The 14,264-nt window shown below is 70.2% G+C and carries 13 protein-coding genes; 3 read left to right on the top strand and 10 right to left on the bottom strand.

Annotated features, from left to right (window positions below; genetic code table 11):
* Positions 1–16 precede the first annotated feature (16 nt).
* From ABB33_RS14280 to glnA, 3 genes are all read right to left on the bottom strand, one after another.
* Positions 17–1,354, bottom strand: a complete 1,338-nt coding sequence (locus ABB33_RS14280; protein WP_056932549.1) for an ammonium transporter — start codon at positions 1,352–1,354, stop codon at positions 17–19.
* An 86-nt stretch (positions 1,355–1,440) separates the two neighbouring features.
* Complete coding sequence (locus tag ABB33_RS14275) at positions 1,441–1,779, bottom strand: P-II family nitrogen regulator (protein WP_056932548.1); 339 nt, start codon at positions 1,777–1,779, stop codon at positions 1,441–1,443.
* A gap of 288 nt (positions 1,780–2,067) precedes the next feature.
* Complete coding sequence (gene glnA, locus ABB33_RS14270) at positions 2,068–3,477, bottom strand: type I glutamate--ammonia ligase (RefSeq protein WP_056932547.1); 1,410 nt, start codon at positions 3,475–3,477, stop codon at positions 2,068–2,070.
* A gap of 211 nt (positions 3,478–3,688) precedes the next feature.
* Here glnA and ABB33_RS14265 point away from each other — a divergent pair, with 211 nt between their 5' ends.
* Both ABB33_RS14265 and ABB33_RS14260 read left to right on the top strand, forming a co-directional pair.
* On the top strand, positions 3,689–4,483 hold the full coding sequence (locus ABB33_RS14265) for an undecaprenyl-diphosphate phosphatase (protein ID WP_056932567.1): 795 nt from the start codon (positions 3,689–3,691) through the stop codon (positions 4,481–4,483).
* 127 nt (positions 4,484–4,610) lie between these two features.
* Positions 4,611–5,423, top strand: coding sequence for an META and DUF4377 domain-containing protein (locus ABB33_RS14260; protein WP_056932566.1), 813 nt, complete (start codon positions 4,611–4,613; stop codon positions 5,421–5,423).
* Between the two features lie 70 nt (positions 5,424–5,493).
* Here the strand turns inward: ABB33_RS14260 and ABB33_RS14255 are convergent, their stop codons facing one another.
* From ABB33_RS14255 to ABB33_RS14240, 4 genes are all read right to left on the bottom strand, one after another.
* Positions 5,494–6,105 (bottom strand): YbhB/YbcL family Raf kinase inhibitor-like protein, encoded by a 612-nt coding sequence (locus ABB33_RS14255; RefSeq protein WP_056932546.1) that lies wholly within the window; start codon positions 6,103–6,105, stop codon positions 5,494–5,496.
* Positions 6,106–6,169: 64 nt separating this feature from the next.
* Positions 6,170–8,239: a tetratricopeptide repeat protein gene (locus tag ABB33_RS14250; protein ID WP_056932545.1), complete on the bottom strand. Its 2,070-nt coding sequence runs from the start codon at positions 8,237–8,239 to the stop codon at positions 6,170–6,172.
* 78 nt (positions 8,240–8,317) lie between these two features.
* Positions 8,318–9,349 (bottom strand): YheT family hydrolase, encoded by a 1,032-nt coding sequence (locus ABB33_RS14245; RefSeq protein WP_056932565.1) that lies wholly within the window; start codon positions 9,347–9,349, stop codon positions 8,318–8,320.
* Positions 9,350–9,459: 110 nt separating this feature from the next.
* On the bottom strand, positions 9,460–10,251 hold the full coding sequence (locus ABB33_RS14240) for a lysophospholipid acyltransferase family protein (protein WP_056932544.1): 792 nt from the start codon (positions 10,249–10,251) through the stop codon (positions 9,460–9,462).
* A 124-nt stretch (positions 10,252–10,375) separates the two neighbouring features.
* Between ABB33_RS14240 and ABB33_RS14235 the strand changes: the two genes are divergently transcribed.
* Complete coding sequence (locus tag ABB33_RS14235) at positions 10,376–12,952, top strand: EAL domain-containing protein (RefSeq protein ID WP_082595108.1); 2,577 nt, start codon at positions 10,376–10,378, stop codon at positions 12,950–12,952.
* A gap of 27 nt (positions 12,953–12,979) precedes the next feature.
* Here the strand turns inward: ABB33_RS14235 and ABB33_RS14230 are convergent, their stop codons facing one another.
* The 3 genes from ABB33_RS14230 to ABB33_RS14220 are packed head-to-tail and all read right to left on the bottom strand — an operon-like array spanning position 12,980 to position 14,214.
* Positions 12,980–13,399 carry a hotdog fold thioesterase gene (locus ABB33_RS14230; RefSeq protein WP_056932542.1) on the bottom strand — a complete coding sequence of 140 codons (420 nt, stop codon included), beginning with the start codon at positions 13,397–13,399 and terminating at the stop codon, positions 12,980–12,982.
* Between the two features lie 55 nt (positions 13,400–13,454).
* Positions 13,455–14,000, bottom strand: coding sequence for a DUF488 domain-containing protein (locus ABB33_RS14225; protein ID WP_056932541.1), 546 nt, complete (start codon positions 13,998–14,000; stop codon positions 13,455–13,457).
* Position 14,001: 1 nt separating this feature from the next.
* Positions 14,002–14,214 (bottom strand): hypervirulence associated TUDOR domain-containing protein, encoded by a 213-nt coding sequence (locus ABB33_RS14220; RefSeq protein WP_056932540.1) that lies wholly within the window; start codon positions 14,212–14,214, stop codon positions 14,002–14,004.
* Between the last annotated feature and the right edge of the window lie 50 nt (positions 14,215–14,264).

Below are 14,264 nucleotides of genomic sequence, written 5' to 3'. Positions count from 1 at the left end.
GCCCGGCCCGTCGCGCTCAGGCCTCGTAGGCCGATTCGCCATGGGTACTGATGTCCAGGCCGGTACGTTCGGCTTCCTCGCTCACGCGCAGCCCGACCAGCGCGCGCACCACCAGCAGGACCAGCGCGGTGACCGCCGCGCTCCACAGTACGGTGAAGCCGACGCTGACCGCCTGCACCCACAGCTGGTGGGCGATATCCAGGTCCACCTTGGTTCCGCCCAGCGACTGCGCGCTGAACACGCCGGTCAGCAGGGCACCAACGATGCCGCCGACGCCATGCACGCCGAATACGTCGGCGGTGTCGTCCGCCCGCAGCAGGCGCTTCAGGCCGGTGACGCCCCACACGCAGAGCATGCCGGTGACCAGGCCGATCACGATGGCGCCCAGCGGCCCCACCGTGCCGCAGGCCGGGGTCACGCCGACCAGGCCGGCGACCGCGCCCGACGCCGCGCCCAGTGCCGAGGGGTGGCCCTTGGTCACCGCCTCCACCAGCGTCCAGCCCAGTACCGCGGCCGCCGTGGCCAGCAGGGTGTTGATGAACGCCAGCGACGCCACGCTGTCGGCGGCCGCCGCCGAACCGGCATTGAAGCCGAACCAGCCCACCCACAGCAGCATCGCGCCGAGCCAGGTCAGCGGCAGGTTGTGCGGCTTCAACGCCACGTGGCCGTAGCCCAGGCGCTTGCCGACGAACCAGGCCGCCACCAGTCCGGCGACGCCGGCATTGATGTGCACCACGGTGCCGCCGGCGAAATCGATGGCCCCCATCGCCCCGAGCCAGCCGCCTCCCCAGACGCTGTGCGCCATGGGCAGGTAGCCCAGGGTGAACCACAGCGCCGAGAACAGCAGCACCGCGCGGAAGCGGATGCGCTCGGCGAAGGCGCCGACGATCAGCGCGGTGGTGATGCCGGCGAAGGTGGACTGGAACGCCACGAACAGGTAATCCGGCAGGCCGGCGACGGGCGTGTTGCCCACCGAGGCCGGGGTGAAGCCCTGCAGGAAGGCGAAGCGGGTGAACGAGCCGAACAGCGCATTGCCCTCGCTGAACACCACGCTGTAGCCGTAGCCCACCCACAACAGCAGCACCAGCGAGAACACCACCAGCACCTGGCTGAGCACCGACAGTACGTTCTTGGCGCGCACCAGCCCGCCGTAGAACAACGCCAGCCCCGGCACCACCATCATCAGCACCAGCAGGGTGGAGGTAAGCATCCAGGCCACGTCGCCGCGGTCGAACGCCGGCGCCGCGTCCTGCGCCGATGCGGCCAGGGGAAGCAGCGCCAGCCCGGCAAGGGCGGATGACAGGCACGGGCCACCGAACCGGGCGCGCGGCCCGGCGAGAATTTCCATTCGCATTGTCGACTCCGGTTGTGGGGGAAGCGGCCGGCGCCCTGTCCCGTGCCGGCGGCTGGCCGCCACGGCTGCGGGCGTCAGCGGGTCTTCTAGAGCGCGTCGGCGCCTGTTTCGCCGGTGCGGATGCGCACCACCTGCTCGAGCGGGGTGACGAAGATCTTGCCGTCGCCGATCTTGCCGGTGCCGGCCGCCGCCTGCAGGGTTTCGATCACCGCCTCGACGTTGTCGTCGGTGACGGCGGTTTCGATGCGGATCTTGGGGAGGAAGTCGACCACGTACTCGGCGCCGCGATACAGCTCGGTGTGGCCCTTCTGGCGGCCGAAGCCCTTGACCTCGGTAACGGTGATGCCGGACACGCCGGCCGCGCCCAGGGCCTCGCGGACCTCGTCGAGCTTGAACGGGCGGATGATGGCGGAGATCAGTTTCATGCGCGGGTCCCGATGTGGAGGAGACCGGCCGCGGAGGGCCGGCATCGTGTCATCCAGCGGCCGTGGAACGGCCGCTGGCGGTGCGCCGGATGCGCCGCGGGCCGGTGACGCGGGGGAGGAAGGCCTGGCCCGCACGGCGCGTTTCCGGGTTCTCTTGCCACTGCCTGGGTGGTGCCGGGTTTGCCGCCGGGGGCGGCGATGGCGAAAGCGGGAGGGAGGGACTTTGCCATCGCCGCCGTTGCCGGCGGCAAGAGGGTGCGGCGGCCGCGCGCAGGCGGCCGCCCGGCATCAGCTGGCGTAGTACAGCTGGTACTCCAGCGGGTGGGTGGCCGCGCGGAACGCGGTCACTTCCTTCATCTTCAGCGCGATGTAGGCATCGATGAAGTCGTCGCTCATCACGCCGCCGGCCTTGAGGAACTCGCGGTCCTTGTCCAGCGCTTCCAGCGCCTGGTCCAGCGAGGAGCAGACCTGCGGGATCAGCTTCTCTTCCTCCGGCGGCAGGTCGTACAGGTCCTTGTCGCTCGGCGCGCCCGGGTCGATCTGGTTACGGATGCCGTCCAGGCCGGCCATCATCAGCGCGGTGAAGGTCAGGTAGCCGGATTGGATCGGGTCGGGGAAGCGCATCTCGATGCGCCGCGCCTTCGGGTTGGACACCCACGGGATGCGGCACGACGCCGAGCGGTTGCGCGCCGAGTAGGCCAGCATCACGGGTGCTTCGAAACCGGGCACCAGGCGCTTGTAGCTGTTGGTGCCGGAGTTGCTGAAGGCATTGATCGCGCGGGCGTGCTTGAAGATGCCGCCGATGTACCACAGCGCCATCTGCGACAGGCCGCCGTAACCGTCGCCGGAGAACAGGTTCTTGCCCTCCTTCGCCAGCGACTGGTGCACGTGCATGCCGCTGCCGTTGTCGCCGACCAGCGGCTTGGGCATGAAGGTCACGGTCTTGCCGTTGCGGTGCGCCACGTTCTTGATGACGTGCTTCATGCGCTGCAGTTCGTCGGCCTTGGTCACCAGCGTGTTGAACTTGGCGCCGATCTCGCACTGGCCGGCGTTGGCCACCTCGTGGTGGTGCACCTCGACTTCGATGCCGACCTGGGTCAGCACCTTGCACATCTCGGCGCGGATGTCGTGCAGCGAATCGGTCGGCGGCACCGGGAAGTAGCCGCCCTTCACGGTGGGACGGTAGCCGCTGTTGGCGCCGTCATAGTGCTTGCCGGTGTTCCAGGCGCCTTCCTCGGAGTTGATCTTGAAGAAGGTGTGGCCCATGTCGTTGGCGAACTGGACCGAGTCGAAGATGAAGAATTCCGGTTCCGGGCCGAAGAACGCCAGGTCGGCGATGCCCGAAGACTTCAGGTAGGCCTCGGCGCGCTTGGCGATGCCGCGCGGGCAACGGCCATAACCCTGCATGGTGGCCGGGTCGAGCACGTCGCAGGTCAGCACCAGGGTCGGGTCGGCGTAGAACGGGTCGACGTAGGCGCTGGCCGGGTCCGGCATCAGCACCATGTCCGATTCGGCGATGCCCTTCCAGCCGGCGATCGAGCTGCCATCGAACATCTTGCCTTCCTCGAACAGCGACGGTTCGATGATCGAGACCGGGAAGGTCACGTGCTGCTCGATGCCGCGCATGTCGACGAAACGCAGATCGACGAACTCGATCTGGTTGTCCTTGATGAGCTTCTCGATATTTTCCAGGGACATCGGGCAAAACCTCGGTGGAAGTGGCGTGCGCTGTCTACAGCAACTCGCGTGCCAACTTCTGGAGGCAGGCAACTCCTTGTTTTCAAAGCGCTGCACCGGCCTGCACCCGGCCGTAATGCACCAATCAGGTGCATTAACCCCAGTCACGCACCATGCAAGTGCATGCGCGGCGATGCTCTATGCTTTGCCGGTCATTCGCCCGTCCATGCTCATGTCCGACCCGATTTCCGCTTTGCTGCTTGGCATCCTCGAAGGCCTCACCGAATTCCTCCCCGTTTCCAGCACCGGCCACCTGCTGATCGCCGAACGCTGGCTGGGCCACCGCTCGGACTTCTTCAACATCGTCATCCAGGCCGGCGCCATCCTCTCCGTCGCCCTGGTGTTCCGGCAGCGGCTGTGGTCGCTGGCCACCGGCCTGCACGAACCGGGCAACCGCGATTACGTGCTCAAGCTGGCCACCGCGTTCCTGGTGACCGCGGCGGTCGGCCTGCCGGTACGCATGGCCGGCTGGCAGCTGCCGGAAACCGTCACCCCGATAGCCTGGGCGCTGGTCTTCGGCGGCGTGTGGATGCTGCTGGCCGAACGCTTCGCCGCACGCCTGCCCGACCGCGACACCGTCACCTGGAAAGTCGCCGTCGGCGTGGGCCTGGCGCAGGTGGTGGCCGGCGTGTTCCCCGGTACCTCGCGGTCGGCCGCGGCGATCTTCCTGGCCATGCTGCTGGGCCTGAGCCGGCGCTCGTCCGCCGCCGAATTCGTGTTCCTGGTCGGCATCCCGACCATGTTCGCCGCCAGCGGCTACGCATTTTTCGAGCTGGCCCGCCGTGGCCAGCTCGCGCACGAGGCATGGAGCGACGTCGGCATCGCCTTCGCCGCCGCCGTGGTGACCGGCTTCGTGGTGGTGAAGTGGCTGCTGGGCTACATCAAGCACCATCGCTTCACGGGCTTCGCTGTATACAGGATGGCCCTGGGCGCCGCACTGCTGCTGTTCCTGCCTGCTGGACACTGAATGCGGAAAGCCGCCGGCAACCCCGGCGGCCGGCGCCATGCGTTTGCATCGCTGGCACGATGGCGGCATGCCGCTGCATGCGCCTGTTTCCATCCGCCCTTTCCACCCGCTTGCCAAGGAGTACCCCATGAAGCGCATCCTGCTGCTGGCTCTGCCCGTCGCCCTGATGACGGCCTGCAACAACACCCCCGCCCCGGCCCCGGTCGATGCAACACCGCCGGCCAGCACCGCGCCGGCCGCCGCCGCACCGGTCGACGGCGCGCAGCTTGGCGCCAACCACTGGGTGCTCGACACCGCCACCGACAGCGCCGGCAAGCGCATCGATGCATTGTTCGCGCGCGCCGACAAGCCGGTCACCCTGGACTTTGCCGATGGCCGCCTGGCGGTGGACAACACCTGCAACCGCATGGGCGGTGGCTATACCCTGGCCGGTGACCAGCTCAGCGTCTCGCGCATGGCATCGACGATGATGGCCTGCGCCGACCCGGCGCTGATGGCGCTGGACCAGGCCGTGGGCCAGCGCCTGGAAGGCACGCTGAAGATCAGCCAGCTCGACGCGTCCACGCTCGTCCTGGGCAATGCCGCCGGCGATGTGCTGCGCTTCCGCGGCGAACCCACCGCCGAGACCCGCTACGGCGGCCCCGGCGAGACCGTGTTCCTCGAGGTGGATGCGCAGACCAGGCCGTGCCCGCACCCGCTGATCCCCGACAAGCAGTGCCTGCAGGTGCGCGAGGTGCAGTACGACGACAAGGGCCTGGAGCAGGGCAAGCGTGGCGAGTTCGCCAACTTCTACGACGGCATCGAGGGTTACAGCCACCAGGACGGCGTGCGCAACGTGCTGCGGGTCAAGCGCTATGCGGTGAAGAACCCGCCGGCCGACGCGTCTTCGCAGGCGTACGTGCTGGACATGGTGGTCAGCTCGGAAACGGCGAAGAAGTAACCGCGTTGCGCCGCATCCCGGAAACGACGAAGGGCGCCGCGTGGCGCCCTTCTTTTTTCATCCTGCGGGGTCACGCCAGCGCCGGGTTGAGCGTGTAGGTGCCGTGCAGCGCCGCTTCGGCCAGCACATGGCCGTGCATGGCGCGGTACGCGTCGGCGGCGCTGAAGTCGCCTTCCACCGGCAGCCGTTCCACGTCCAGCGCGAACAGGCGGAAGAAGTAACGGTGCACGCGCTCGTCGTTGAACGGCGGGTACGGGCCGTCGTAGCCGCGATAGACCCCGGCCATGTCCGGGTTGCCGGCGAACCAGGCGGTGTAGTCGTTCACGCCCTGGCGGGCGCCGGCCGGGCCCGGCGGCAGCTGCTTGCCGCGCGCGGTGAAGCCCTCGCTGCAGCTGCCGGCGGCGATCGCGCGCAGCGACGCGGGAATGTCCACCATCACCCAGTGGATGAAGTCACCGCGCGGCTGCGCCAGCGGGATACTCACGTCGTCGCGGCCGACCAGTTCCGGCACGGTCGGGACATCCGGGTCCACGCATACCAGCGCGAACGAGCGCGTGCCTTCCGGCACCTCGCTCCACGCCAGCTGCGGATTGCGGTTGCCGGCGAAGCCATCGACGTCGCCGGCGGCGAATCCGGCCGGAATCGGCCGGCCATTGTCGAAACTCTGGCTGCTCAGTTTCATTGCCTTCTCCTCAGGTGAGGCGCCGACCGGGGCCGGCGCCTGCCACTACGGGTGGATCGCGCGCTCAGGCCTGCGGATAACCCAGGCGCGCGGCGACCGGGGCCAGGTGCGCGAACTCGGCCGCCAGCACCTGCGCGTACCGGCGCCAGTGGCCGGCCGGGATGGTGGCCGGGCCGAGGCTGCGCACCGGCGGGAAGCGCAGGCCGAAGGCCTGCTCCAGCAGCTCGCCCATCGCAGCCGGGTCGTTGACCGCACCGTCGATGCGCAGGATCAGGTGGGTATACAGATCCTGTTCGTGCAGGTCGGCCACCTGTTCCAGCACGCGCGCCAGCCAGCGTGCGGCCTCGTCGGCCGAGGTCAGCGCCAGCGGCGCCGGCGCACCCAGCGCCAGCCACTCGACCAGCATGTCGCGCGGATCGCGCACGGCAATCACCAGGCGGCCCTCCGGCAGCTGCGGGCGCAGCGCCCACAGCAGGGCGTTGTCCCACCACAGCAGCCAGTCGATCACGTTGCCGTCGGCGATGCCGCGCCCGGGCAGGGCATCGCGCCACTGCTGCACGAACTGGACCGGGCTCAGGGTGTCGTCGGCCAGGTGCTGCAGGGTGTGGAAGTTCTGGAAGGCGTCGTCCGGCGGGTTCGGGCCGAAGCGGTCGCCGCGCAGCACCGGGCTGCCCGCGGCCATCACCGTCACCACGCGCTCCACGCCCGAACCCGGCGCGCCCCAGACGAACAGCGGGCGCAGCGGATTGTCCTGGGCGATTTCACCCAGCGCCGGCCATTCGGCCGGAGCCTTGGCCTGCGGCGGCAGCGGCAGGCGCGACGGCGCGAGTTCGTCGTGCAGGCGCAACCAGGTGGCCAGCGCCGCGGCCGGCTCGTTGGCACGATCCTGGACCGCACCCAGCCAGACCCGCAGTTCCGGATGCGCCGCTTCCGGGGCGCTGTCGATCAGGGCCTGCACATGGGCGATGGCCGCCGCCGGCTCACGCGCCAGCAGCGCCTCGACGATGCGCTGCTCGCCGCTGACGCGGCCCGGTTCCAGCGCGACGATGCGCCGCGCCACCGCTTCGGCGGCATCGACTTCCTCGTTCATGTCGTGCAGGCGCATGCGCGCTTCCAGTGCCGGCAGATGCCCGGGCATAGCCGCCAGCCAGCGTTCGACCACCTCCACCGCTTCGGCGCTGCCGACCGGCGCCACCGCCAATCGTGCCAGCCACAGGTCGTGTAGCTGCGGGTGCACTTCCAGCGTCGCCTCCAGGTCGGCGCGCGCCTCGTCCTCGCGGCCTAGCCGCTGCCAGGCCACCAGCAGCATCTGCAGCGTGGCGCGGTCGCCGGGCAGCTCCGCCAGCAGCGGGCGCAGGTATTCCAGTGCCTGCAGCGGCTGGCCGGAGGCCAGTTCCAGCTCGCCGGCCAAGCGGCGCATGCCCGGGCTGTCGCCTTCCGGCGTGGCCAGCACCTGCCGCATTACTTCGGCGGCACGGTCCACATGGCCCTGGCGCAGCGCCAGCTGCACCAGCAGGCCGCGCAGGGCGTGGTTGGACGGGCTCAGTTCGAGCACCCGCCGGAACGCCTGCTCGGCGAAGGCCAGCAGGTCCTTGGCCAGATAGGCGAAAGCCAATGCATAGAGCACCCGCGGGTCATCGGGCAGTCGCTGGCTGGCGGCCGACAACACCGCCAGCGCGCGGTCCGCGTCGCCACGGCGCAGCGCGACCATGCCTTCGATGGCACCCAGCTCCGGGCTGTCAGGCTCCACCCGCGCGGCCATGCGGCCGAGGCGCTCGGCCTCGTCGATGTCCTCGCGGGCCAACGCCAGGTGCGCCTGCATCAGGTAGGCGGAGAATTCGTTGGGATTGAGCGCGGTGGTGCGCTCCAGTGCCTGCCCGGCAGCCTCGATGCGGCGCTGGGCCAGCAGCAGGCCGGCATGCTGCAGGTGCAGGTCGGCGTCGTCCGGCGCCAGTGCCAGGGCCCGCTCCAGGCTGGCCTGGGCGGCGGCGGCGTCACCCTGTTGCTGCAGGGCCAGCGCCAGCCAGCGGTGGGCCTGCGGTTGCTGCGGTTCGGCACCGACCCATTGCCGGGCCGCGGCTACGGCTTCGTCGGTGGCGTTGCGGCGCAGGGCGTTGATGATCGTGTCTTGCATGGCAGTCCGGCGTAGGCGCAAAACGCCATTGTAGCCGGGCTCTGCCCGGCACCCGCGCCCGGTCCGCCGTCCGCAGCGTCAGGAGCCGAGTGCGGGCACGGCATCGCCCGGGGCCTGCCGCGCGCCCACAGCGGCAGCCAGCCGTTGCGCCACCCAGCGCTCGGAGAAGCCGTCACCGCGCAGGTTCTCGATGAAGCCGCAGTGGCCGCCCCAGCGCGCGATTTCCAGCCGCGCGTGCACCGGCAGGCGCCAGTGGCGGAAGGAGGTGAACGGGATCACCGGATCGTCGCGCGCCATCAGGATGTCGGCCGGCACTTGCAGCGCGGACAGGCGCTGGCCGGCGATGGAGTAGCCGTCGAAGTAGTCCTGCAGCGTGGCGAAGGCGGTATGCCGTTCGACCAGCCAGCCGGTCAGTGCGCGGATCCCCAGCCTCAACACCGCATCGTCGCAGTCGGCCAGCTCCGGGAACAGTTCGCGCTTGCGGCGCAGCGAGCCGGTCCACTTGCGGCGGAAGTACCAGTCGTACATCGCCGGGCCGCGCTCGATGCTGTCCATCGTCTGCGCCGGGTCCAGCACCGGGCACACCGAGGCCACGTGGCGCAGCGGTACGCCGGCGGCCGGCGCGTGCAGGGCCAGGCGCAGCACGAAGTTGCCACCCAGCGAATACCCCGCAGCGACCAGCGGCAGCCCCGGGAAGCGGCTGGCCAGGTCGCCGGCCGCATGCACCACCTCGCCGATGCGGCAGGAATGGAAGATCCCCGGATTGAGGTGATGGGTGTTGCCGTGGTCGCGGAAGTTCAGCCGCACCACGTCGAAGCCCTGCTCGAGCATGCGCGCGGCGGTCATGCGCATGTAGCTGGACTCGGCGCTGCCCTCCCAGCCGTGCAGCAGCAGCGCCAGGCCAACCGGTGCATTGCCCGTCAGGCGGCTGTGCCAGGCCTGCAGGCGCACGCCGTCGCCGCCGTCGAGGATGAGTTCGCCGGTGACCGCGCCGCTGGACGCCAACAGCTGCTGGCCACGGCGCAGGCGCACGCCGCTGGACGCCAGCATCGACTGCAGGTGCGGGTTGCGCAGCCACGGCGGCGGCTGGTAATGGGCGACGCTCAACATGGTGCTCATGCTGCTCTCCCCCGGCGGGAGAGGGCGTGAACCGGCGCCGTGGGCCGGCAGGCGCTCACGGCTGGCCACAGCTGCGGGGCGCGCGCCACGCAAACACGCCGTTACGGGCCTTCCATCGCGGCGATGATGCGCGCGCGCGAGGTCTCGGCGATGCGCCGGCGCCCTTCAAGGTCGTGACTGGCGATCGGTTCCAGGAAGTGCACTTCGGCACGCCGTGCCGGTTCGCCCAGCAGGCGCAGGAAGTTGCCGAAGAAACTCTCGCCCGGCGCGAATGCGACCCGGGTCTGGGCGTCGCCGCGCACCCCGTAGCGCAATGCCACCGGCTGCACCGGCACGCCGGTTTCCACCGCCGCCTGGAAGATCCGCGCATGGAAGGGGCCGACCTCGTGGCCGCCGCGGGTGCGGCCTTCCGGGAACACCGCGACCGGCCGGCCCTCGCGCAGGCGCTTGGCCATCTCCTCCATCACCCCGCCCAGCGACTCGGTGTTGCCGCGCTGGTGGTAGATGGTGTGGCCACGGGTGGCGAGCCAGCCCACCAGCGGCCAGCCGGCGATCTCGCGCTTGGCCACGAAGCCGACCATCTTCTGGCTGTGGATCATGCTGATGTCGACCCAGCCGACATGGTTGGCGACAAACAGCACCGCACCCGGCAACGGCTGGCCGGTGCGCTGCAGGCGGAAGCCGAAGATCCACATCAGGCCGCCGGACCACCAGCGCACCACCTTGTGTTCGAGCGGATCGCTGGCTGCACCGAGGCGGCCGAACGGCGGCGCCATCAGCAGCAGGATCAGCGGCAGGAAAACCACGACGTGGACCAGCAGCAGCGGCACGCGGTACAGATAGCGGAACGCACGCGCCACGCTGCCCTGGCGGGCGGGACGGGGGGAAGTCATCCGCGCAAGATACCGGATGCGGTCCGGCTTCCGCCAGCACATGGCGGGGGGCCTGCCGGGCTCCTCACCCCGAGTCGCGGGCAACGCGGTATAAATCCGCTCACGCCTACAGGGGAGCGTGGACATGGAGCGGTTATCGCGGTCGCTGGCCGGGGACATGCTGCCGCTGTTGTCGGCGGCGCTGGAGCAGGTCGACAGCGGCGTGATCGTGTTCGATGGCCAGAACCGCATCGTGTACTTCAACAAGGCCATGGAAGCCCTGTCCGGCTGGTCACGCGACGAGGTGGCGGGGCGCAACCTGGGCTTCCTGGCCCCGGAGGTCATGCGCGAACGCTACGACAGCGACCTGCATCCGGGGTCGGCCAACCGCGTGCGCGAACTGGCCAGCCAGCCGCGCGACGTGCAGATGGTGCGCAAGGACGGGCAGACCCGCTGGATCAGCGTGGCGCTAGCGCGGACCCCGGCCGTGGACGGCCAGCTGCACATGGCCTTCATCCGCGACGTGACCACCCGGCGCCAGCGCCAGGAGCGCGAGCGGCTGCTGTCGCTCGGCTTCGACGAAACCCAGAGCGCGGTGCTGATCACCGACGCGCGCGGCCGCGTGGTGCATCTGAACAAGGGCTTCTGCCGCCTGTTCGGCTTCGATGCCAGCCAGGTCCTGCGCCGCCACGTCGCCGCGCTGCTGGTGCCCGACCGCGCGCGGCGCCGCACGACGCTGGCCCAGGCCGCGCGCCTGCTGGCCGGCGAGCCGGTGTGCTGCGACGAGCGCGTGGCCTGCCGCGACGGCCACCCGCTGTGGTGCGCGATCAGCATCAACCCGATCTTCGACGACTACGGCGCGCTGGCCAACCTGGTCATCGTGCTGATGGACATCACCCACACCAAGGTCCACGAGGTATTGCAGCACCGGATGCTGGATGCGCTGGTGCGCGAGGTTCCCACCAGCGAGGTGATGCAGATGATGTGCCGCGACGTCGAGCAGATCGCGCCGCAGGTGCTGTGCTCGGTGCTGCGGGTCGAGGATGGGCGGCTGCGCACGCTGGCCGCGCCCAGCCTGCCGGAGGCCTACACGCGACAGGTGGACGGCATCCCGATCGGGCCCGGCGTGGGCAGCTGCGGTACCGCCGCGCATACCGGGCAGACGGTGGTGGCGCGCGACATCGCGCTGGACCCGAACTGGCAGGGCATCAGCCACATGGCGCTGGCCCACGGCCTGGCGGCGTGCTGGTCCACGCCGATCAAGGCCAGCGACGGCCGCGTGCTGGGCACGTTCGCCTTCTACTACCACCGCCCGCACGATCCCGATGCCTTCCACCGCCGCCTGGTGGACGTCATCGTGCACCTGTGCGCGCTGGCGCTGGAGCGCGAGGAGGCCCGCAACCGCATCCGCCGGCTGGCCTTCTACGACGACCTCACCGGCCTGCCCAACCGCAACCTGCTGCATGCCCAGGCCGACCAGGCGATCGCCGCGGCCGCCGCCTCCGAACAGGCGCTGGCGGTGCTGTTCATCGACCTGGACAGGTTCAAGCAGATCAACGACTCGTTCGGCCACCCCGGGGGCGACCAGCTGCTGCGCGCGGTCTCGCACCGCCTGCAGGAAGAGGCCGGGCCGGCGGACATCGTCGGCCGCCTGTCCGGCGACGAGTTCGTGATGGTGCTCAACCCCTGCGACGCGCAATCCGCCGGCGAACGCGCCGAGCGCATCCTGCGCCGGCTGTCGTTGCCGCTGCAGCTGGACGACGTGCAGATCCGGCCGTCGGCCAGCGTCGGCATCAGCATGTTCCCGCACGACGGCCACGACACCGAGACCCTGCTGCACCACGCCGACGTGGCCATGTACCAGGCCAAGAACAGCGGCCGCAACGGCGCGCGGTTCTATTCGCGCGAGATGGACCACAACGCGCAGGAGCGGCTGGCGCTGGAAACCGCGCTGCGCGAGGCGGTCGAACAGCGCCAGCTGCACCTGCACTACCAGCCGCAGGTCGGCATCGACGACGGCCGCCTGCGCGGGGTGGAGGCGCTGGCGCGCTGGCGGCACCCGCGGCTGGGCGACGTGCCGCCGATGCAGTTCATCCCGCTGGCCGAGGAATGCGGGCTGATCGGCGACATCGGCCACTGGGTGCTGGAGGAGGCCTGCGCGCAGCTGGCGCGGTGGCGGCGTGCTGGGCTGCAGGTGCCTTCGGTGGCGGTGAACCTGTCGCCGACCGACTTCCACGATCTGGAACTGCCGCTGCGCATCGAGCAGGTGCTGCGGCACGAAGCGCTGGCGCCGGACGACCTGAAGGTGGAGATCACCGAGGACGTGCTGCTGGACACCGACCCCAGCACCCTGCGCACGCTGCATGCGGTGCACGCGCTGGGCGTGCGCCTGTCGATGGATGACTTCGGCACCGGCTATTCCAGCCTGAGCTACCTGCGCCTGCTGCCGATCAGCGAACTCAAGCTGGACCGCAGCTTCGTGCGCGGCATCGAGAACGACGAAGTGGCCAGCGCGCTGACCCGCGCCATCGCCCACATCGGCCAGAGCCTGCGGCTGACGGTGGTCGCCGAGGGCGTGGAAAGCGTCGAACAGCTGCGCATGCTCGGCGAGCAGGGCTACGGCATCGCCCAGGGCTACCACTTCACCCCGGCACTGCCCGCGCACGAACTGGAAACGTGGATCCACGAACGCCTGGCGGACACCGCGTTCGTGCACGCGTAGGCCGGCGGCATCGCGCCCGGGGGCGCGTCAGGCCGGCACCACCGCCAGGGTCAGGCGCGAGATGCACACCGGCTTGCCGGCCTCGTTCTCGATGCGGATTTCCCAGACCTGGGTGGTGCGCCCGACGTGCAGCGCGCGCGCGGTGCCGGTGACCACGCCGGTGCGGGCCGCGCGCAGGTGGTTGGCGTTGATCTCCAGCCCCACGCAGACCTGGCTGGCGGTATCCACGCACAGGTTGCCGGCGCTGCTGCCCAGGGTCTCGGCCAGCACCACCGAGGCACCGCCGTGGAGCAGCCCGTAGGGCTGGCGGGTGCGCTCGTCCACCGGCATGGTCGCCTGCAGCCAGTCCTCGCCGGCGCCGGTGAAGACGATGCCGAGGTGCTCGATCAGGGTGCCGCGACTGAGGCGGTTGAGTTCATCCAGCGAAACGGGGGCGCGGAAAGCCATGGCGATGACCGGTGTGGGATGCATCCCATTTTACGGTGCTGCGCGCCGCCCCGAGTCAGGCGAACAGATCGTCCTGCGCCGGCGGATAGCGCAGCCGGCCATCGACCACGCGCGCAGTGGCGGTGAGCACGTGTGCCGGTGCGTGGCCGGCATCGAGGATGTGTCGTACCCCGATGCCGTGCACGCTGAGCTGGTCGGCGATCAGCCGGCGGTGGCAGCGCCACCACAGCGCTTCGGCGCACATCAGCGCGGTGCGGCGGCGCACGGCCAGTTCCAGCAACCGCGCCAGCCCATCGGCGAACTCGGCGCTGTCCAGGTGATCGGCGTAGCCCTGGAAGGCGGCATTGCGCCAGCCACCGTTCGGTGAGCCGGGTTGCACGCGGCGACGCCCGCCCAGCTGCGGCAGCCACAGGTACTCCACGCCCGCCACCGGCAGGGTCTGCGCCAGGGTCTGGCCGGCGAACCACGGATGGCGCCGCGAACCCGGGAAACGACGCACATCGGCCACGGCCTGGATGCCGTAGCCGGCCAGCAGCGCGAGGAAGTCGTCCTGGCTGCGGGTGGAGTGGCCGATGGTCCAGACGGTGACGGCGCCACTCATGTCAGCCGATCTTCTCCAGTGCCGCGCCGCGGTGCATGGCGATGTGGTCGCTGCGGTCACTGCGGATCTCGTACTGCGGGTCGTTTTCGCTGCAACGGCGCACGTGGCCCTTGTACGGCGTGTCGCGGATATGCACCCGGATGACATGGCCGGTGACGTGGCCGGCTTCGGAATTCCAGCGCACGTGGTCGCCGACCTTGAAGGCGTGGTGCATGGTCGTCCTCGGTGCAGGCAGGGGGACGCCCATTGCAACCGAAGCCGCGT

This window comes from Stenotrophomonas acidaminiphila, assembly GCF_001431595.1.
Classification (GTDB): Bacteria; Pseudomonadota; Gammaproteobacteria; order Xanthomonadales; family Xanthomonadaceae; genus Stenotrophomonas; species Stenotrophomonas acidaminiphila.
The sequence above is the reverse complement of the archived record's forward strand: the minus strand, read 5'-3'. Positions and strand labels throughout refer to the sequence as shown.

What these genes read in the sequence shown, in the direction of transcription:
- ABB33_RS14280 (WP_056932549.1), bottom strand. Translation starts at nt 1,354, where the DNA reads ATGCGAATGGAAATTCTCGCCGGGCCGCGCGCCCGGTTCGGTGGCCCG.
- ABB33_RS14275 (WP_056932548.1), bottom strand. Translation starts at nt 1,779, where the DNA reads ATGAAACTGATCTCCGCCATCATCCGCCCGTTCAAGCTCGACGAGGTC.
- glnA (WP_056932547.1), bottom strand. Translation starts at nt 3,477, where the DNA reads ATGTCCCTGGAAAATATCGAGAAGCTCATCAAGGACAACCAGATCGAG.
- ABB33_RS14265 (WP_056932567.1), top strand. Translation starts at nt 3,689, where the DNA reads ATGTCCGACCCGATTTCCGCTTTGCTGCTTGGCATCCTCGAAGGCCTC.
- ABB33_RS14260 (WP_056932566.1), top strand. Translation starts at nt 4,611, where the DNA reads ATGAAGCGCATCCTGCTGCTGGCTCTGCCCGTCGCCCTGATGACGGCC.
- ABB33_RS14255 (WP_056932546.1), bottom strand. Translation starts at nt 6,105, where the DNA reads ATGAAACTGAGCAGCCAGAGTTTCGACAATGGCCGGCCGATTCCGGCC.
- ABB33_RS14250 (WP_056932545.1), bottom strand. Translation starts at nt 8,239, where the DNA reads ATGCAAGACACGATCATCAACGCCCTGCGCCGCAACGCCACCGACGAA.
- ABB33_RS14245 (WP_056932565.1), bottom strand. Translation starts at nt 9,349, where the DNA reads ATGTTGAGCGTCGCCCATTACCAGCCGCCGCCGTGGCTGCGCAACCCG.
- ABB33_RS14240 (WP_056932544.1), bottom strand. Translation starts at nt 10,251, where the DNA reads ATGACTTCCCCCCGTCCCGCCCGCCAGGGCAGCGTGGCGCGTGCGTTC.
- ABB33_RS14235 (WP_082595108.1), top strand. Translation starts at nt 10,376, where the DNA reads ATGGAGCGGTTATCGCGGTCGCTGGCCGGGGACATGCTGCCGCTGTTG.
- ABB33_RS14230 (WP_056932542.1), bottom strand. Translation starts at nt 13,399, where the DNA reads ATGGCTTTCCGCGCCCCCGTTTCGCTGGATGAACTCAACCGCCTCAGT.
- ABB33_RS14225 (WP_056932541.1), bottom strand. Translation starts at nt 14,000, where the DNA reads ATGAGTGGCGCCGTCACCGTCTGGACCATCGGCCACTCCACCCGCAGC.
- ABB33_RS14220 (WP_056932540.1), bottom strand. Translation starts at nt 14,214, where the DNA reads ATGCACCACGCCTTCAAGGTCGGCGACCACGTGCGCTGGAATTCCGAA.